Source organism: Variovorax sp. UC122_21 (genome assembly GCF_044056785.1).
Taxonomy (GTDB): Bacteria; Pseudomonadota; Gammaproteobacteria; order Burkholderiales; family Burkholderiaceae_C; genus Variovorax.
Window position 1 is genome coordinate 643,204 of record NZ_CP172003.1, and the last position, 17,492, is coordinate 660,695.

General features: G+C 67.9%; 16 protein-coding genes and 2 pseudogenes. 16 read left to right on the forward strand and 2 right to left on the reverse strand.

Annotated features, from left to right (window positions below):
- The first annotated feature begins 7 nt into the window (after positions 1 to 7).
- The 10 genes and pseudogenes from ACHMXE_RS03305 to ACHMXE_RS03350 all read left to right on the forward strand — a co-directional run bounded on the left by ACHMXE_RS03305 (position 8) and on the right by ACHMXE_RS03350 (position 10,651).
- Positions 8 to 1,529: pseudogene (locus ACHMXE_RS03305) on the forward strand (amidohydrolase family protein).
- Entirely contained in the window at positions 1,526 to 2,608 is a 1,083-nt protein-coding gene (locus ACHMXE_RS03310; RefSeq protein WP_395346828.1) for an ABC transporter substrate-binding protein, read from the forward strand. Before ACHMXE_RS03305 ends, ACHMXE_RS03310 begins: the two are co-directional and overlap by 4 nt.
- Positions 2,609 to 2,741: 133 nt before the next feature.
- Entirely contained in the window at positions 2,742 to 3,581 is an 840-nt protein-coding gene (locus ACHMXE_RS03315) for an ABC transporter permease (protein WP_395346830.1), read from the forward strand.
- Positions 3,578 to 4,399: an ABC transporter permease gene (locus ACHMXE_RS03320; protein WP_395346831.1), complete on the forward strand. Its 822-nt coding sequence runs from the start codon at positions 3,578 to 3,580 to the stop codon at positions 4,397 to 4,399. The genes ACHMXE_RS03315 and ACHMXE_RS03320 overlap by 4 nt, the downstream gene beginning before the upstream one ends.
- Positions 4,400 to 4,419: 20 nt before the next feature.
- Positions 4,420 to 5,281 (forward strand): annotated as a pseudogene (locus tag ACHMXE_RS03325) (ABC transporter ATP-binding protein).
- 115 nt (positions 5,282 to 5,396) lie between these two features.
- Entirely contained in the window at positions 5,397 to 6,362 is a 966-nt protein-coding gene (locus ACHMXE_RS03330) for a TauD/TfdA family dioxygenase (protein WP_203206784.1), read from the forward strand.
- Positions 6,363 to 6,379: 17 nt separating this feature from the next.
- A complete protein-coding gene (locus ACHMXE_RS03335; RefSeq protein ID WP_395346832.1) occupies positions 6,380 to 7,735 on the forward strand; it encodes an ABC transporter substrate-binding protein in 1,356 nt (451 codons plus the stop codon).
- 12 nt (positions 7,736 to 7,747) lie between these two features.
- Positions 7,748 to 8,659: a carbohydrate ABC transporter permease gene (locus ACHMXE_RS03340; protein ID WP_395346833.1), complete on the forward strand. Its 912-nt coding sequence runs from the start codon at positions 7,748 to 7,750 to the stop codon at positions 8,657 to 8,659.
- Positions 8,646 to 9,557, forward strand: a complete 912-nt coding sequence (locus tag ACHMXE_RS03345; RefSeq protein WP_209539978.1) for a carbohydrate ABC transporter permease — start codon at positions 8,646 to 8,648, stop codon at positions 9,555 to 9,557. Before ACHMXE_RS03340 ends, ACHMXE_RS03345 begins: the two co-directional genes overlap by 14 nt.
- A gap of 8 nt (positions 9,558 to 9,565) precedes the next feature.
- A complete protein-coding gene (locus ACHMXE_RS03350; RefSeq protein WP_395346834.1) occupies positions 9,566 to 10,651 on the forward strand; it encodes an ABC transporter ATP-binding protein in 1,086 nt (361 codons plus the stop codon).
- Here the strand turns inward: ACHMXE_RS03350 and ACHMXE_RS03355 are convergent, their stop codons facing one another.
- Positions 10,652 to 11,149: a helix-turn-helix domain-containing protein gene (locus ACHMXE_RS03355; RefSeq protein WP_395346836.1), complete on the reverse strand. Its 498-nt coding sequence runs from the start codon at positions 11,147 to 11,149 to the stop codon at positions 10,652 to 10,654.
- 158 nt (positions 11,150 to 11,307) lie between these two features.
- Here ACHMXE_RS03355 and ACHMXE_RS03360 point away from each other — a divergent pair, with 158 nt between their 5' ends.
- Positions 11,308 to 11,487: a hypothetical protein gene (locus tag ACHMXE_RS03360; RefSeq protein WP_395346838.1), complete on the forward strand. Its 180-nt coding sequence runs from the start codon at positions 11,308 to 11,310 to the stop codon at positions 11,485 to 11,487.
- 49 nt (positions 11,488 to 11,536) lie between these two features.
- On the forward strand, positions 11,537 to 12,370 hold the full coding sequence (locus ACHMXE_RS03365) for a phytanoyl-CoA dioxygenase family protein (protein ID WP_395346839.1): 834 nt from the start codon (positions 11,537 to 11,539) through the stop codon (positions 12,368 to 12,370).
- Here ACHMXE_RS03365 and ACHMXE_RS03370 read toward each other — a convergent pair.
- Positions 12,367 to 12,780 (reverse strand): glutathione binding-like protein, encoded by a 414-nt coding sequence (locus ACHMXE_RS03370; RefSeq protein WP_395346840.1) that lies wholly within the window; start codon positions 12,778 to 12,780, stop codon positions 12,367 to 12,369. The genes ACHMXE_RS03365 and ACHMXE_RS03370 overlap by 4 nt on opposite strands.
- A gap of 823 nt (positions 12,781 to 13,603) precedes the next feature.
- Here ACHMXE_RS03370 and ACHMXE_RS03375 point away from each other — a divergent pair.
- From ACHMXE_RS03375 to ACHMXE_RS03390, 4 genes are all read left to right on the forward strand, one after another.
- Positions 13,604 to 15,592 carry a CocE/NonD family hydrolase gene (locus ACHMXE_RS03375; protein WP_395346841.1) on the forward strand — a complete coding sequence of 663 codons (1,989 nt, stop codon included), beginning with the start codon at positions 13,604 to 13,606 and terminating at the stop codon, positions 15,590 to 15,592.
- 127 nt (positions 15,593 to 15,719) lie between these two features.
- Positions 15,720 to 16,160, forward strand: coding sequence for a GNAT family N-acetyltransferase (locus ACHMXE_RS03380; protein ID WP_395346843.1), 441 nt, complete (start codon positions 15,720 to 15,722; stop codon positions 16,158 to 16,160).
- 105 nt (positions 16,161 to 16,265) lie between these two features.
- Positions 16,266 to 16,625: a nuclear transport factor 2 family protein gene (locus ACHMXE_RS03385; RefSeq protein WP_395346844.1), complete on the forward strand. Its 360-nt coding sequence runs from the start codon at positions 16,266 to 16,268 to the stop codon at positions 16,623 to 16,625.
- Positions 16,622 to 17,488 (forward strand): alpha/beta fold hydrolase, encoded by an 867-nt coding sequence (locus ACHMXE_RS03390; protein ID WP_395346846.1) that lies wholly within the window; start codon positions 16,622 to 16,624, stop codon positions 17,486 to 17,488. The genes ACHMXE_RS03385 and ACHMXE_RS03390 overlap by 4 nt, the downstream gene beginning before the upstream one ends.
- Positions 17,489 to 17,492 lie beyond the last annotated feature (4 nt).

Consider the following 17,492-nt stretch of genomic DNA (forward strand, 5'->3'; position numbering starts at 1 on the left):
CCCGCAGATGAACGACCGACTCCAGCGCGTGCATGCCTCGCGCTCGGCCGCCGTGAAGGCCGGCCTCGACCATCCGGTGATCGACACCGACGTGCACGTCAACGACTTCGCGCCCGTGCTCGAGGACTACGTGGCGCAGTACGGCGGCAACAAGCTGGTCGATGCGCTGCGCAAGGCGCTCGGCGGGCGCTTCGTCACGCGCAACGGCGGCGGCAAGGACTGGTACCAGCAGTCGGCCGAGGAGCGCCAGTTCCACCGCACGCTGCGCGCGCCCTGGTGGGCCCGCGTCACGCGCAACACCTACGACCTCGCGACCTACACGCTGCCCGCGCTGCTGCACGAGCGCCTGGGCGAGCAGGGCTCCGACTACTCGATCCTGTTCCCCCAACGACGTGCTCTCGCCGGCCGCGGCCGGCAGCGAGTACCGCCAGCCGCTGCACCGCGCCATCAACCACTTCCACGCCGACCAGTACCGGCCCTACGCCGACCGGCTGACGCCGGTGGCGGGCATTCCGCTGCACTCGCCTCAGGAGGGCATCGAGGAGCTGGAGTTCGCGGTCAAGACGCTGGGCCTGAAGGTCATCAACATCGCGGGCGGCGTGCGCCGTCCGATCCGCGCCATCGCCGAGAGGTACCCGGCCGCCGAGCATCCCGAGATCGCCAAGCAGGTCGGCTACATCGACTTCTACGGCATCGACAGCGAGCACGACTACGACCCGTTCTGGGCCAAGGTGGTGGAGCTCGGCGTGCCGGTGACCACGCACTACGGCAGCCAGGGCTGGACCGGCCGGCAGTCGATCAGCAACTACATGAACAACCACATCGGCCACTTCGCCGATGGCTCGCAGGCCTTCGCCAAGGCGCTGTTCTTCGGCGGCGTGACGCGGCGCTTTCCGGGGCTGCGCGTGGGCCTGCTCGAAGGCGGCGCGGACTGGGGTTCGCACGTCTACACGCACCTGGTGGACCGCTGGGAGAAACGCAACCGGCATGCGGTACGCAACTACGACCCGGCCGAGGCCGACATCGAGCTGCTGGCCTCGCTGTTCGAGCGTTACGGCGGCGACTTCGTCAAGGGCCGCACGCTCGACAAGACCACGCTGCTGCGCGACAGCCTGGGCATCTCGGCGCTGCCGCACAGCCGCGAGCCGAACGAGAGCGAGATCGACGACTTCGCGCTCGCGGGCATCGAGAAGGTCGAGGACATCCGCGACCGCTGGGTCAACAACTTCTACTTCGGCTCGGAAGCCGACGACCGCACCGTGGCCGCGGCCTTCAACGACAAGGTGAACCCGCTGGGCGCGAAGATCAACGCGATCTGGTCGTCCGACGTGGGCCACTGGGACGTGCCGGAGTTCACCGAGCCGCTGGCCGAGACATGGGACCTGGTGCAGCAGGGCGTGATCTCGGCGGCCGATTTCCGGGCCTTCGTGTTCGAGAACCCGCACCGCTTCTACACCGAGGCCAATCCGCGCTTCTTCGAAGGCACCGAGGTCGGCCGCAAGCTGGCCGCGAAGAAAGGCACGCCATGAAGCTCGTGCGCCATCTCCTGCGCTGGACCGCGCTGCTGGCCACCGCCCTCGCGGCCTCGGCGCAGGCCGCGCCCGACACCATCCGCATCGGCGTGGCCACGGCCGGCGGCGGCGATCCCGTCACCTGGGGCGGTTCGCCCGGCGGCGTGGCGCGCGCCAACAACTGGCTCGAGGAGGAGTTCAAGGCTTCGGGCATCAAGGTCGAGTGGCTGTTCTTCAAGGGCGCGGGCCCGGCCGTGAACGAGGCGCTGTCGAACAAGCAGATCGACTTCGCCTACCAGGGCGACCTGCCCTCGATCGTCGGCCGTTCGAACGGCCTCAAGACCAAGGTGCTGCTGGTCAGCGGCGCGCGCAACAACCTCTACCTGGTCACGCCGACGCAGTCGAACATCCAGTCGATCAAGGACCTCAAGGGCCGCACGGTGTCGATCTTCCGCGGCACCAACGGCCACCTGGTCGCGATCAACGTGCTGGCGGCCGACGGGCTGGCCGAGCGCGACATCAAGGGCGTGAACCTCGACACCGGCAGCGCGCAGGCGGCGCTGGTCTCGAACGGGGTGGACGCGGCCTTCGGCGGCTACGAATGGTTCAAGGTGCGCGACCAGGGACTCGCGAAGGTGGTCTATTCCACCCAGGGCCGCGATCCGGCGCTCACGCGCCAGGCCGCGCTGCTGGTGCGCAGCGAGTTCGAGCAGGCCAACCCCGCCGAGGTGCAGCGCGTGGTCGACGTGTTCGTGCGCGCCGCGCACTGGTCGTCGGAAGAGAAGAACCGCGACGAGCTGTTCCGCATCTGGGCCCGCAGCGGCACGCCGGTCGCCTCGTGGACCGCCGAGTTCGACAAGCAGCCGCTGGCGCAGCGCAACTCGCCGCTGGCCGACGACTTCATCGTGGCGCGCTACAAGGCCGTGGTCGGCGATGCGCTCAAGCTCAAGCTGATCCGCCGCGAGGTCACGGTCGACGACTGGTTCGAGACGCGCTACCTCAAGGCCGCGCTCAAGAAGCAGGGCCTCGAGGGCTACTGGAGCGCTTCCGACGCGAAGGGGCAGCCGAAGGGCGGGCCCGCGGTCGCGTCGCGATGATCACGCGGTCTTCTTCCCTCTCCCTCCGGGAGAGGGTCAGGGTGAGGGCGACGGCCTTCGCACAGGCGTCGCTCGAGCCAGCGCCGCCGGCCCTCACCCCCGCCCTCTCCCAGAGGGAGAGGGAGCAACAACCATGAGCGCCGAAGCCGAACTGTCGGCGGTCCTGCAGCGCGACGCGGTCACGCCCGTTCGCCTGTCCTTGCCGTGGCGCCGCCTCGGCGACGCCGCCCTGCCCTGGCTGCTGCCCGCCGCCTTGCTCGCGCTGTGGTTCGTGGGTGCCGGCCAGGGCTGGATCTCGCCGCAGGTGCTGCCGCCGCCCGAGTTCGTGGCCGAGACGCTGCGCGACCTCGCGACCAGCGGCGACCTCTGGCTGCACGTGAGCACCAGTTTCGCGCGCGTGGGCGTGGGCTTCGCGATCGGCACGCTGCTCGGGCTGCTGCTGGGCACGGCCATGGGCCTGTCGCGCCGCATCGAGGCCTACCTGCTGCCGAGCTTCAACGCGCTGGTGCAGATCCCGGTGCTGGCCTGGCTGCCCTTCGTGCTGCTGATCGTGGGCATCGGCGAGCCGCTCAAGTACATCCTGATCGCCAAGGCGGCGCTGGTGCCGGTGGCGCTCAACACGCTGCAGGGCTTCCGGCAGACGCCGCAATCGCTGCGCGAGGTCGGCGAGGTCTATGGCTACAGCCGGCGCCAGCAGGTGCTGGAGATCGTGCTGCCGCATGCCGTGCCCACGCTGTTCACGGGCGTGCGGCTGGGCTTCACCAAGGCCTGGCTGTCGCTGGTGGTGGTCGAGCTGGTCGCTTCGAGCGAGGGGCTGGGCTACCTGATCGTCTATGGCCGCCAGCTGTTCCAGCTCGACCTGGTGATGGCCGCGGTGGTGATCGTGGGCGCGATCGGCTGGGCCATCGACCGCCTGCTCGAGCGGCTCGAGAACACGCTGCACCGGCACCGTCCGGGCGGTGCCGCGCGATGAGCGCGCCCGCCTCGCTGTCGCGCGACGCGGCCGAGCTGGCCGCGGTGCAGCCGCTGCGGCCCGTCGATCGCAGTCGCTGGCGCGGCCTGGTGCTGCCCGCCGTGGCGATCGCGCTGTGGGCGCTGCTGTCGTGGCTCGACGTCGTGAACTCGGCGCTGCTGGTCTCGCCGCAGAAGGTGCTCGCGACCGCCGCCGACCAGGTCGTCAGCGGCCGCCTGTGGCGCGCGCTCAGCGCCAGCCTCGCGCGCGAGGCCACGGGTTTCCTGATCGGCACCGCCTCGGGCCTGGTGCTCGGCGCGCTGCTGGGCCTGTGGCCGCTGTTCAACCGCATCGTCGGCCCGAGCTTCAACACCTTCAAGCAGATCTCGCTGTTCGCGTGGATTCCGCTGATCTCGGTCTGGTTCGGCCTCGGCGACGTGGCCAAGGTGGTGTTCCTCTCGCTGGCCGCGCTGGTGCCGGTGGTGGTCAACACCTGCGACGGCATCCGCACCGTGCCGCCGGCGCTGCTCGAGGTGGCGCGCGTCTACGGCTTCACGCGCTGGCAGACGCTCACGCAGGTGGTGCTGCCGGCCGCGCTGCCCGCCATCTTCACGGGCGTGTACCTCGCGCTCATCTATTCCTGGCTCGCGACCATCGGCGCCGAGTACCTGCTGGTGGCCGGCAAGGGCATCGGCAACACCCTGATCGAGGGCAGCGAGCATTTCCAGATGGACCTGGTGATCTTCGGCATGTTCGTCATCGGCCTCGTCGGCTGGCTGATGAATGCCTCGGCGCGCGCGCTCGAACGCCGGCTGGCGCGCTGGACCGGCCGGGCCTGACACCTCTTCTTCCCCGCACCATGAGCACCTCCATCGCATCGAACGAACTCGACATCCGCGGCCTCGGCAAGCGCTACGCGCAGGCACAGGCGCGCGGCGGCGAACTGCAGGTGCTCGAGAACATCGACCTGCACGTGCCGCCGGGCAGCTTCACCAGCATCGTGGGCGCGAGCGGCTGCGGCAAGTCGACGCTGCTGCGGCTGGTCCTCGGGCTCGACGACCAGTACGAAGGCCAGATCCTGCTGGGCGGCCAGCCGATCGCGGGCACCGGCCGCGAGCGCGGCATCGTGTTCCAGGACCACCGGCTGTTTCCGTGGCTCACGGTCGAGCAGAACATCGCGGTGGGCCTGCGCAACGCGCCGCTCGGCGCGAAGCAGAAGGCCGAGCTGGTGGCCGAGCACGTGGCGCTGGTCGGCCTCGGCGGTTTCGAGAAATCGTGGCCGCACCAGATCTCGGGCGGCATGGCGCAGCGCGTGGCCATCGCGCGCGGCCTGGTCAACCGGCCGCGCGTGCTGCTGCTCGACGAGCCCTTCGGCGCGCTCGACGCGCTCACCGCGCGCGCGGCTGCAGAACGAACTGCAGCGCATCTGGCAGAAGGAGCGCATCACCATGCTGCTGGTGACGCACGACGTGGAGGAGGCCGTGTTCCTCGGCGACCGCGTGGTGGTGATGCAGCCCTCGCCGGGGCGCATCCGCCGCACCGTGGCGGTGGACCTGCCGCATCCGCGCAACCGCAGCGATCCGGCCTTCATCCGCTTGCGCGACGACGTGCTGAGCGACTTCGTCGATGCGGGCGTCGACGAGCGCCGCGCGCCACCGCGCGGCGGCGAACTCGGCGAACCCGGCGAGGCACGGCCCTCGCGATTGCAGCTCGCATGGTGAGGATGGAGCGCGACCGCTAAGACGTTTTGCTCATTTCCAAGCAACGAATCGGTAGTTCGCCTGCGCGAACCCGCGCCACAGAATCTGCGGCTCCCGACCTTTGCCAGGACCCACGATGAGCAACGAGAACACCTTTTCCGCCGACGCCTTCGACACCAGCTTCGGCCATCTGCGCATCCGCCGCGTGGCGGGCAGCCTCGGCGGCGAGGTGCAGGACCTGAAGCTGTCGCCCGAACTCGACGCCGAGACCGTCGAGCTGCTGAATGCCGCGCTGGTCAGGCACAAGGTGCTGTTCTTCCGTGGCCAGACGCAGCTCGACGACGCGTCGCACCAGGCCTTCGGCGCGCGCTTCGGCCGCACGGTGGCGCACCCGACGGTGCCCTCGCCCACCGGCACGAAGCTGTTCGAACTCGATGCCTCCAAGGGCGGCGGGCGCGCCGACTCCTGGCACACCGACGTGACCTTCGTCGACGCCTTCCCCAAGATTTCGATCCTGCGCGGCGTGAAGATCCCGGCCTATGGCGGCGACACCGTCTGGGCCAACACCGCGCTGGCCTACGAGCGCCTGCCGGCGCAGCTCAAGCAGCTCGCCGACCAGCTCTGGGCCGTGCACAGCAACGACTACGACTACGGCGCCGACCGCGTGCAGGTCGAGGAGGAACGCCTGACCCACCACCGCAAGGTGTTCGTCTCGGCCGTCTACGAGGCCGAGCATCCGGTGGTGCACGTGCATCCGGTGTCGGGCGAGCGCGCGCTGCTGCTGGGCCATTTCGTGAAGAAGCTGGTCGGGCTGTCGAGCACCGAGTCGGCGCGCATCTTCGAGCTGCTGCAGAACCGCGTGATCCGGCTCGAGAACACGGTGCGCTGGAACTGGCGCCAGGACGACGTGGCGATCTGGGACAACCGCGCCACGCAGCACTTCGCGATCAACGACTACGGCAACCAGCCGCGGCTGGTGCGCCGCGTCACGGTGCACGGCGAGGCGGCCGTGTCCATCGACGGCCAGCGCAGCCGCACGCGCAGCCGGCCCGAAGCCACCAACGACGCGCGCATCGACGAAGTCATCGCCGCCACCGCCTGATGCCATCCGCCCACGACATGAAGCTCCAGAATCCCCTCGCCTCGCTGCACCGCCGCGACCTGCTCAAGACAACCGCCGCGCTCGGCGCCGCATCGCTGTTGCCCGGCCTCGCCGGCGCCCAGGGCGGCGCCAAGAAGTTCGCAGGCGTGACGCTCAACGTCTCGACCTTCAGCGCCGCCTATCCCAAGCTGCTGCAGCAATGGCTGCCCGAGTTCGAGGCGCTGACCGGCGCCAAGGTCAACTTCGACACGCCCTCGTTCCCGGTCTACAACCAGCGCGCCGACCTCGAGCTCTCCACACGCGGTTCGGCCTACGACGTGGTCAACGTCACCTTCATCTATTCGAGCCGCTGGATCAACTCCGGCTGGCTCACGCCGCTCGACGACTACATCCGCAACGCGAACCTGACCGCGCCGGACTTCGACATCAACGACTTCCTGCCCGGTGCGCGCGCGCCCGAGACCGGCCGCGACGGCAAGCTCTACGGCATTCCCTGGACCGCCGAGGCGCTGCTCACGGCCTCGTCGCGCTTCGACCTGGTGGAGAAGGCCGGCCTGGCCTTCCCCGACACCACCGACGACCTGGTGAAGGTGCTGCGCGCCGTCAACCGCAAGGAACGCGTGGCCGGCTTCGTGGCCGACAATCACTACGGCTGGACCTTCGTGCCCTACCTGCACGCCTTCGGCGGCGACGTGTTCCGCAAGGCACCCGACGACCTGTTCCCAACGCTCGACACGCCCGAGGCGATCGCGGCCGGCGAGTACTACGCCAACCTGCTCAAGGAATTCGGCCCCGACGGCGCCGTGACCTACCAGCCCGACCAGGTGACGCAGGCGCTGAAGCTGGGCCGCGTGAACTTCACCGATGCGGGCCAGCTCCACCTGGCGCAGCTCGGCGACGCCGCCACCAGCAAGACGGTGAAGACGGTGCGCTTCGGCCAGGTGCCCAAGGGCCCGGCCGGCCGCTTCCCGGGCACCGCCGTGCACGGCCTGGGCATTCCCACCGGCTCGAAGAACAAGGAGGCCGCCTGGGTCTTCATCCAGTGGGCATTGAGCAAGCAGACCACGCGCCGCGCCGTCACCGCGGGCTACGGTTCGCCGGCACGCCGCTCGGACATCGATTCGCCCGAGTTCCGCCAGAAGCAGGTCATCAACGGCAGCGACCTCGCGAAGCTGTCGCTCGATGCGATCGAGTCGGCCTCGAAGTCGGGCCACATGAAGTACCGCACGGTCTCGGTCTATCCGCAGGTGGACCAGCAGCTCAACAAGGCGATCGAGCTGATCGCGAGCGGGCAGCTGTCGGCGAAGCAGGCCTTCCAGCAGGCGCAGGCCAACTCGATCGCCGAATTGAAGCGCGCGGGCGTCAAGCTCTGAGGCACGGCGGCGATGGCTTCCGTGCTTTCCGCGCCGGCCTCCTGGCAGGCCGAGCAGCGGCGCGCCTTCCTGCTCGGGCTCTCGCCCTCGCTGGCGGTGCTGTTGCTGATCACGCTGGTGCCGGCGGCGGCGCTGCTGGTCGCGAGCTTCACGCCGCTGAGCCTGACCGATCCGGCCGCGAGCTTCCGCTTCGACGATCCGCTGGTGAACTACCGCCAGCTGCTGCACGACGACCGCTTCCTCGGCTCGATCGCGGTGCAGCTCAAGCTCTCGGCCTCGAGCGTGGCGCTGCAGCTCGCCACCGGGCTGGGCCTGGCGCTGCTGCTCAACGGCAAGTCGCGCGTGCTCGACGGCGCGAAGACGCTGCTGCTGATCCCGATGGTGCTGCCGCCGATCGTGGTGGCGCTGATCTGGAAGATCATCTACACGCCCGACGTGAGCCCGATGCACCGGCTGCTCGAGCACATCGGCTTGCCCGTGCGCTCGCTGATCGCCGACCCCGACACCGCGCTGTGGGCGATCTCGCTGGCCGACACCTGGCAGTGGTTCCCCTTCACCATGCTGATGGTGCTGGCCTCGCTGCAGATGATTCCCGACGACCCGATCGAGGCCGCCACGCTCGAGGGCGCGAACCGCTGGCAGCTGTTCCGCCACATCGTGTTCCCCTACATCCGGCCGGTGCTGGTGGTGTGCGGCCTGTTCCGCCTGATCGACAGCTTCAAGGCCTTTCCGCTGATCTACGTGCTGACCAACGGCGGGCCCGGCAACGTGACCGAGGTCACCAACTACTACGGCTTCATCCAGGCCTTCAACTTCTCGTACTGGGGCTATGCGAGCGCGATCGCCACCGTGATGCTGGTGGGCGTGTTCGTGCTGAGCTGGCTGGTCGGCAAACTCGGATGGGGCAGCCATGACGCTCGCTAGCCGCACGATCGACGCCGCCGAACTCGCGCTGTCGCACGAGGAAGGCGCGGGCACCGACCTCTCGGGCGCCACGCACCGCGCGCGCCGCGTGCCCTGGCTGCGCGCCCACGGGCGCTCGCTGACGGTCGCGCTGCTGGTGCTGCTCGTGCTCTCGCCCTTCCTCTGGCTGGTGCAGCTCGCGTTCAAGCCCGCGGCCGACATCTTCGAGGACGGCCTGCTGTTCGTACCCACGCTCGACGGCTTCCTGAGCCTGCTGCAGGGCAACTTCGTGCGCTCGTTCTGGAACAGCCTGGCGGTGAGCACGATGTCGACCGTCTTCTCGCTGCTGATCGGCGTGCCCGCGGCCTATGCGCTCACGCGCTGGAAGTTCAAGGGCCGCGACCGCATCGCGCTGTGGATCCTGGTCACGCGCATGGCGCCGCCGATCGCCTTCACCATCCCGTTCTTTCTCGCCTACCAGTACCTGGGGCTGCAGGACACGCTGATCGGCCTGGCGATCGTGTACCTGACCTTCAACCTCGCGATCGTGATCTGGCTGATGCAGACCTTCTTCGAGGCGGTGCCGGCCTCGCTCGAGGAGGCCGCGTGGATCGACGGCTGCGGCGTCTGGCAGGCCTTCTGGCGCGTGGCGCTGCCGCTGACCGCGCCGGGCCTCGCCGCCACCGCGGTGCTGTGCTTCATCTTCTCGTGGAACGACTTCTTCTATGCGCTGATCCTCACGCGCACCAACGCCATCACCGCGCCGGTGGCGATCGTCAACTTCCTGCAGTACGAAGGCTGGGAGTGGACCAAGATCGCCGCGGGCGGCACGCTCGTGATGTTCCCGGTCATCGTGTTCACGGTGCTGGTGCGCAAATACCTCGTGCGCGGTCTCACGGCCGGCGGCGTCAAGGACTGACCGACCCCATGGCTTCCATCTCCATCCGCAAGCTCTTCAAGCAGTTCGGCGCCACGCCCGTCATCCGCGGCATCGACATCGAGATCCGCGACGGCGAGTTCGTCGCGCTGGTCGGGCCCTCGGGCTGCGGCAAGTCGACGCTGCTGCGCACCATCGCGGGCCTCGAGAACGCCGATGCCGGCGACATCCTGCTCGGCGAACGCCGCATCAACGACACCGCGCCGCGCGACCGCGACGTGGCGATGGTGTTCCAGAACTACGCGCTCTATCCGCACATGACGGTGGCGCAGAACCTCGGCTTCGGCCTGAGCATCCAGGGCCTGCCGCGCGACCAGATCGCGCGCCGGGTGCAGGCCGCGGCCGAGACGCTGGGGCTGCAGGAGCTGCTCGAGCGGCGCCCGCGCCAGCTCTCGGGCGGCCAGCGCCAGCGCGTGGCCATGGGCCGCGCCATCGTGCGCCAGCCGCAGGCCTTCCTGTTCGACGAGCCGCTGTCGAACCTCGACGCCAAGCTGCGCGTGCAGATGCGCACCGAGATCAAGGCGCTGCACCAGCGCCTGGGCACCACCACGGTCTACGTCACCCACGACCAGGTCGAAGCCATGACCATGGCCGACCGCATCGTCGTGCTCAAGGAAGGCCGCGTGGAGCAGATCGGCGCGCCGCTGGAGCTCTACGACCAGCCGCGCAACGCCTTCGTGGCGGGCTTCATCGGTTCGCCGGCGATGAACATCATCGCGGGCCGGCTGCAGCTCGACGGCGCGCCGCACGTGCTGACCGACGACGGCCTGCGACTGCCGCTGCATCGCGCGCCGCGCGCGGCCCATGGCGACCGCGTGCTGTACGGCACGCGGCCCGAGCACTTCACGATCGATGGCGGCGGCAACGGCGATGCCGATGCGGCGCTGCCGGCCGACGTGATCGTGGTCGAGCCGACCGGCTCGGAAACGCAGGTGGCGCTGAAGCTCGGCACGCAGACGGTGATCGCGGCCTTCCGCGAGCGCATCGACGCGCGGCCCGGCGAGCGGCTGCCGCTGTGGCCGGTGGCGGCGAAGGCGCATCTGTTCGATGCGGCGGGTGGGCACCGCCTCGACTGATCAACGTCCCTTCTGCCGGATGTACGCCTGCGGCGTCATGCCGATCTGCTTGCAGAACATGGCGATGAAGGCCGAGGGCGAGCCGTAGCCCAGCTCGATCGCGACGTCCTTCACCGCGCGCCCCGCCTCCAGCAGGGCGATCCCGCGGATCACCTTGAGGCGCTGGCGCCATTCGCTGAACGGCATCTGCAGGTCGCGCTCGCAGCGCCGCGCCAGCGTGCGCTCGGTCGAATGCACCGTGGCGGCCCATTCGGCGAGCGAGCGGCCATCCCAGGGTTGCGCCTGCAAGGCCTCGAGCACGCGGCCCAGCTGGGGGTCGTCCGACATCGGCAGGTAGCTGTCGTGGCCGGGCGCGATGGCCAGCTCGTCGCGCAGGACCTCGAACAGGCGCTGCTCGGCCGGATTGCGCGGCACCTCGATCGAGCGGCCGCGCAGGCTGTCGAGCACGGCCTGCGTCAGCGGGCTGATGACCATGGTGCAGGCGCGCTTGGGGAGCACGTCGCACAGGGCCTCGGCCAGATAGACCGTGGCGTAGCTGGCCGCATGGCGGTTGCTCGACAGGTGCTCGACGCGCGGCGGGATCTGTACACGCCGTACTGCGGCGGCGCCAGGAAGACCCGGCCCCCCATTCCCACCTCGATCACGCCCGAGATCGCATGCACGAACTGCCCTTCCTCGTGGCTGTCGCGCGGCGCGGTGCCGCCGGGTTCCAGGTGCACGACCTTGAAGAGCACGGGCTGGCCGTCGGCGGCGGATTTGAGGGGTCGCTTCATGTTGTCCGGCTTGCTCGATCGCTTGTCCGATTGGAGGGGCTGTTCTGCAAGCCGTCACTCTAGACTGCCTTCGGCCCCGCAACCACTGCCTTACCTCGAAGGAGACACCGCCATGAATGCACGACCAGACGACAGGCTCCCATCGGACCAACAGGTCGAGGAGTTCTCGCGCGATGGCGCCATCGTCCTGCGCGGTGTCCTGCGGCCCGCCGAGGTCGAGCTGCTGCGCCAGGGCATCGATGCCAACCTCGCCGCGCCGAGCGTGCGCGCGAAGGTGGCGAGCCGGCCCGACGACCCGGGCTTCTTCATCGAGGACTTCTGCAACTGGCAGGAGATCCCGGCGTACTGGGACGTGATCTCGCGCTCGGCATTGCCGGCCGCCGCGGCCAGGCTCACGAGGAGCACGCAGGTGCGGCTCTATCACGACCACATGCTCACGAAGGAATCGGGCACGCGCCAGCGCACGCCCTGGCACCAGGACCAGCCCTACTACAACGTCGAGGGCAGCCAGAACGTGAGCTTCTGGATTCCGGTCGATCCGGTGTCGCGTGCCTCGACGCTGGAGCTCGTCGCCGGATCGCACAAGGGGCCGTGGCTGATGCCGCGCACCTTCATGACCAACGAGGCCCGGTGGTTCCCCGAAGGCGCGCTGGCCGACCTGCCCGACATCGAGGCCGACCGCACGGCCCACGACATCCTCGGCTGGGCCGTGGAACCCGGCGACGCCATCGCCTTCAACATGCTCACGCTGCACGCCTCGGCCGGGCTCGAGCCCGGCCGGCGGCGGCGGGTGTTCTCGGTCCGCATGCTGGGCGACGACATGCGGCATGCGCCGCGGCGCTGGAAGACCTCGCCGGATTTCCCGGGGCTGGCCGAACAGCTGCCGGCGGGCGCGCCGATGGCGCATCCGCTGTTTCCGGTGCTGTGGCCGCCGGCTTCCAGTTAACGGGCCGCGAGGCGCTCGGCTTCCAGCGCCGCGCGAACGCTGGGGCGCTTCCCCATGCGGACCATGAAGCGCTGGATCGCCGCGTAACCCGAGAGATCGATGTTCACACGCGGCGGCCACGACAGCACGTTGTAGAGATAGGCATCGGCCACCGAGAAATCGGCGCCCAGCACATAGTCGTGGGTCGACAGGTGCTCGTCGATGTAGGCGAGCTTGCTCGTGAGGTTGCCGTCCGCGAACCGCTTCTTGGTGTCCGCGTCGAGGTAGGGCGAGAACATCACGGCCATGCCCTTGTGCAGATCGCTCGCGACGAAGTTCAGCCACTCGAGCGCGCGGTAGCGCTGCCGCGTGCCGAAGGGCGGCAGCAGCCGGTGCTCTGGATGCCGGTCGGCGATCCACTGCAGGATCACCGCGCCTTCGGTGAGGAGGTCGCCCTTATCTGATCGCCTGCCGCAACATGGTGGCGCCGGCGCGCGGCGATCGCGCGGCCGTCTAGCGGGCCGCCAGCTTCTCGATCATTTCGTCCATCGGGTCCGGCGCCTCGCCGGGCGCGTGCATTGCATCGCCATCGGACGACCGCGACACATCCAACAGGCGATTCGGACAAACAAGAAAGATCACCAGTTCATTTCCCTCGAATTGGCACAGTTCGTGCAGACTTTTTCTGGAGTCAACAGGGAGAGTAAATGAACAAAGGTTCACGGATTCGGACTGAAAGAATCCCAGGGCGACATTCTTTTTTCAGAATCAAAGCATCGCGCTTTCGCCAACGCACAGAAGTCTTCGCTGTACCTTCTGTTCCGTTGCAACCCGACTCCCTTCTCTCGATGCCATTGGGCTTGCCACGCCCCGGCATCGCCGTGCCCAGCTCGCTGCATTGCCGGTTGCGAAGGGCCTGTCGCCTAGAGCGATAACCCAAAGATTGTCGAGATTCGGCGCTCATGGGAAGAGTGCCGATACGTGACGTTCGCGCGGCCATTTGCAATGCGGGTGGCGGTTCGTGATCGACACGCGGGTGAACGCCGCATGACAAATCGGCCGTTCTTCTTTTGTCTTTATGGAAACAACACAAATGCGTAATAGAAGATTAATTCGAATCACCTTCACGGCCTGTCCAGTCGCCGCGCCGGCGGCATGTCGCGGCGGAATCGGCGCGGTCCGTTCACGACCTGTCCGGGCCAGCGACGCCGGCGCCTGAACCCGCCTCTACCGACCACACAAGGGAATGTCCAAATGAAAAAGAATGTCGAAGCATCGAGTACCGCAACGAGCAAGGGCCGAAGACTGACAGCGCGCGGACGCCAGGTCGCCGGCGCCACCGCGGCGGCCCTGCTCCTCGGCGCCTGCGGCGGCGGGGACGGTACCTCCTCCGTTGTCTACCTGCCCGTGGCAAACGCACCGCAGACCATCACGCAAGAGCCGCCTCCCGGGCCGATCCCGGCGCCGATGCCGCTGCCCGATGTGGGGCCTCAGTTCGAGAACTCCCCGACGGGCGTGCCGTACCCCAAGCTTGCCGGCCTCTACCCAGGGCACGACGGCCCCACCGTCGAGAACGGCATGGTGCTGCCGTGGCTCTCTCCGAACCGGGAACCGTTGAAGTTCAGCGTCAAGGTCCAGACGGCGCTCGATACCGACAACAACGGCAAACCCGATCGCCTCGCGCTGCGCATCGTGCAACCGGGGGAAGTGGCCGATGGGTTGAAGACACCGGTGATCGTTCGGCCGTCCTACTACTACGGGGACCCTGCCTACGTCGGGAAGCGACAACCCTTTCTTGGCGAAGATCAGTACCTGCGAATGGGCTACACCGTCGTCTACGCCGACACGATCGGGACCTACCAGTCGGAGGGTTGCGCCAGCATCATGGACAGCGCGGAGCGTCAGGCCATGGCCGACGTCGTTCGCTGGCTGGCGAGCGATCCGTCCGCACAAGGCTTCGACGCGAACGGTGCTGCGGTGACCGCGGCCTCCTGGTCGACGAACCACGTCGCCATGGAAGGGATTTCCTACGGTGGGACCCTGCCCATCATGGCCGCCGCGATGGGGGTCACCGGACTCGAAGCCATCGTTCCGGTGGCTGGCATCAGCAATGCCTACGACTATTTCTCACGGTACAACGGTGTGGTCCCCGACGAGCTTGGCGTCATCACTCTCAACGGCTATGCCCGGATATACAACGATCAAAGCCCGCCGGCCGAATGCACCGCCAGCTTTGCCAAACTGGACGCGGGGGTCGACGACGAAACACTCGCCTACACCGACTTCTGGAAAGAACGCAATACGCTCGCACTGGCGGGCAACATCAAGGCCGCGACGCTCATCTCGCACGGTCAGAGCGACAACAACGTCAAGACGAAGAACGCCGTTCAGTTGTATCAAACGCTCCATCGGATGAAGAAGCCGGTGCAACTGTGGTTCCATGCCAAGGATCACGACGATCCTGCCTGGCAGAAGGAATGGCAGAAGCAGATCATGCTGTGGTATTCGCGCTATCTCTTTGGCGTGAACAACGGCGTCGAGGCCCAGCCGACCTACGTGCGGGAAACACCACCCGGAGACAAGGTTGCCGGAGACCTCGGCGGCGAGCCGCGGACCGACTTGAGCGACACACTGACAGGTCACTGCAATCAGCCTGCCTCCGGTGCTCACAACCCGAGGGATTGCGTCACCTCGGGCGGAATCATGGTGAAGGAAGACGCCTGGCCGGCAACGAAGACGGTTTCGTACTACCTGCATCGCAACGCCGCCTCGGACACGGGTCTCTTGTTGACACCAGACGCCGGGGAGGGATCGGCAGGAGAACCCTTGACGCTGAGTTATGGCGCCGACAGCGGGAGCTTCGTGTCCCGGCCTCTCATGAACGCAACCCGCTTTGCCGGCACGATCTACGTGACGACAACCGTCAAGCTCTCCAATGGCGTAAGCAATCTCAAGGCAAAGTTGTTCGTCGATGGACAAGCGGTGACCTGGGGCTGGGCCAATCCCCGCTTCCACAAGTCCCTCGAGAAGCCGGAGACCATTGCGCCCGATACGGCCTACAAGGTCTCGCTGGAAATGATGCCGCGCGACTTCACCGTCTTGCCGGGCAGAACGATTTCCGTGGTGATAGAGGGGTACGACAACTGGGGCGGTGAGACGGTCTCGCTGGACCTGGCCAACACGACCCTGGACATGCCGCTCGTACCAAAGGCGAATCCCGTTGCCGTGATGAAGCTCAACTGAGCAACGGCCTGCACGCAAGAGGCGGGGGCCATGGCGACATGGCCCAACCCGAATCATCGAAGTTGGTCCAATGCGAGGGGAAGTCGCGGCCGCACACTGCCCGGGTCCTTTCATCGACTTCACCCTCATGACCGCCACCCCGCTCCACTTCCTCCCCGTCGAATCCGACGCCGACCTCCTCGCCTGCCACCCCATCGTGCGCCAGCTGCGCCCGCACCTCGTGAGTCCCGAAGCCTTCCAGCAGGCCGTGACCGAGCAGCGCCGCGAGGGCTATCGCATGCTCGCGGCCTGGCAGCACGATGCGCCGCGCGGCTTCGCGGGCTACCGCTTCCAGCGCAACCTGATCCACGGACGCTTCCTCTACGTCGACGACCTCGTGACCACGCAGGACGAGCGCAGCAGTGGCGTGGGCAGCGCGCTGCTCGGCGCGCTGAAGACGCTGGCGCGCGAAGCGGGCTGCACGCGCCTCACGCTCGACACCGGCCTGGACAACGCGCTGGCGCAGCGCTTCTACTTCCGCAACGGACTGCTCGCGCGCGGTCTGCACTTCGGTTTCGACCTGCGCTAGCTGTCAGCCGATCGCGTACGCCATCGTTGCCCATGGGCTGACGATCGGGTCGCACCGGAGCTCTATACCGGGACCTGTTCCTGGTTCAACGAAGGAGAGTTCCGGATGTCACAGACGAACAAGGCCACCCTCGAGCGGGCCAACGCGGCCATCGTCGAAGGCGACTACGAAGGTTTTCTGAGTGCCTGCACCGACGACACGAAGTGGACCTTCGTGGGCGAACAGACGCTCGACGGCAAGGACGCCGTTCGCCAATGGATGGCGCAGACGTACAAGGAGCCGCCCCGCTTCGACGTGCATCGGCTGGTCGCCGAGGGCGACATCGTGGCGGCCATCGGCGAGATCACGCTGAAGGACGGCGCGGGCAAGGCGACCCATCACAGCTACTGCGATGTCTGGCGCTTTCGCGACGGGAAGCTCGCCGAGCTGCATGCCTTCGTGGTCGAGACGGGGAGCACCGCATGACTTCCGCCGTTCGACACCGCCGCATCCAGGTCGGCAACGTGGACACCTTCTACCGCGAAGCCGGCCCGCCCGATGCGCCGGCCGTGCTGCTGCCGCATGGCTACCCGTGCTCGTCCTACGAGTTCCGCAACCTGATGCCGCTTCTCGGGGACCGCTGGCGGCTCGACGCGCCCGACTATCCGGGCGCGGGGTACAGCGCCACGCCCGAGGACTTCGACTACAGCTTCGACGGCTATGCGCAATTCCTCGACCGCTTCGTGAAGACGCTGGGCCTGTCGCGCTTCGCGCTCTACCTGCACGACTTCGGATCGCCGATCGGCGCGCGGCTGGCGATCATGGCGCCCGAGCGCATCGTGGCGCAGATCATCCAGAACGGCGACATTCCCTACGAGGACGCGCTGGGCCCGAAGTACGCGGAGATCGAAGAGACCTGGACCCTGCCCGAGTCCGAGATGCGCGCCCGACTGGCGAAAGCCATCGACGAGGAGACCTTCAAGGAGGAATTCCTCAATGCGCTGGACGAGGAGCGCGCCGACCGGATTCCGCCGGACCTGTGGAAGCTGCACTGGTCGCTGGTCACGCCGAAACGCAAGGAGGTTGCGATCGACCTGATCGCGGGCCTGAAACAGAACCGCGCGTGGTTTCCGGCGCATCGCCAATACCTCGCGACCCACAAGCCGCCGACGCTGATCGTCTGGGGTCCGCACGATCACTACATGCCCGAGAAGTCGGCGCGCGCCTATCTGCGCGACCTGCCGCAGGCCGAGCTGCATCTGCTCGATGGCGGGCACTGGCTGCTCGAGACGCACCTCGCGGAGGTGTCGGGGCTGATGCGCGACTTCCTTGGCAGGCTGCACGCCTGAGCCG

Excerpts from the sequence above, each read along its gene's own strand:
- ACHMXE_RS03310 (WP_395346828.1), top strand. The coding sequence starts at position 1,526 with ATGAAGCTCGTGCGCCATCTCCTGCGCTGGACCGCGCTGCTGGCCACC.
- ACHMXE_RS03315 (WP_395346830.1), top strand. The coding sequence starts at position 2,742 with ATGAGCGCCGAAGCCGAACTGTCGGCGGTCCTGCAGCGCGACGCGGTC.
- ACHMXE_RS03320 (WP_395346831.1), top strand. The coding sequence starts at position 3,578 with ATGAGCGCGCCCGCCTCGCTGTCGCGCGACGCGGCCGAGCTGGCCGCG.
- ACHMXE_RS03330 (WP_203206784.1), top strand. The coding sequence starts at position 5,397 with ATGAGCAACGAGAACACCTTTTCCGCCGACGCCTTCGACACCAGCTTC.
- ACHMXE_RS03335 (WP_395346832.1), top strand. The coding sequence starts at position 6,380 with ATGAAGCTCCAGAATCCCCTCGCCTCGCTGCACCGCCGCGACCTGCTC.
- ACHMXE_RS03340 (WP_395346833.1), top strand. The coding sequence starts at position 7,748 with ATGGCTTCCGTGCTTTCCGCGCCGGCCTCCTGGCAGGCCGAGCAGCGG.
- ACHMXE_RS03345 (WP_209539978.1), top strand. The coding sequence starts at position 8,646 with ATGACGCTCGCTAGCCGCACGATCGACGCCGCCGAACTCGCGCTGTCG.
- ACHMXE_RS03350 (WP_395346834.1), top strand. The coding sequence starts at position 9,566 with ATGGCTTCCATCTCCATCCGCAAGCTCTTCAAGCAGTTCGGCGCCACG.
- ACHMXE_RS03360 (WP_395346838.1), top strand. The coding sequence starts at position 11,308 with ATGCACGAACTGCCCTTCCTCGTGGCTGTCGCGCGGCGCGGTGCCGCC.
- ACHMXE_RS03365 (WP_395346839.1), top strand. The coding sequence starts at position 11,537 with ATGAATGCACGACCAGACGACAGGCTCCCATCGGACCAACAGGTCGAG.
- ACHMXE_RS03375 (WP_395346841.1), top strand. The coding sequence starts at position 13,604 with ATGAAAAAGAATGTCGAAGCATCGAGTACCGCAACGAGCAAGGGCCGA.
- ACHMXE_RS03380 (WP_395346843.1), top strand. The coding sequence starts at position 15,720 with ATGACCGCCACCCCGCTCCACTTCCTCCCCGTCGAATCCGACGCCGAC.
- ACHMXE_RS03385 (WP_395346844.1), top strand. The coding sequence starts at position 16,266 with ATGTCACAGACGAACAAGGCCACCCTCGAGCGGGCCAACGCGGCCATC.
- ACHMXE_RS03390 (WP_395346846.1), top strand. The coding sequence starts at position 16,622 with ATGACTTCCGCCGTTCGACACCGCCGCATCCAGGTCGGCAACGTGGAC.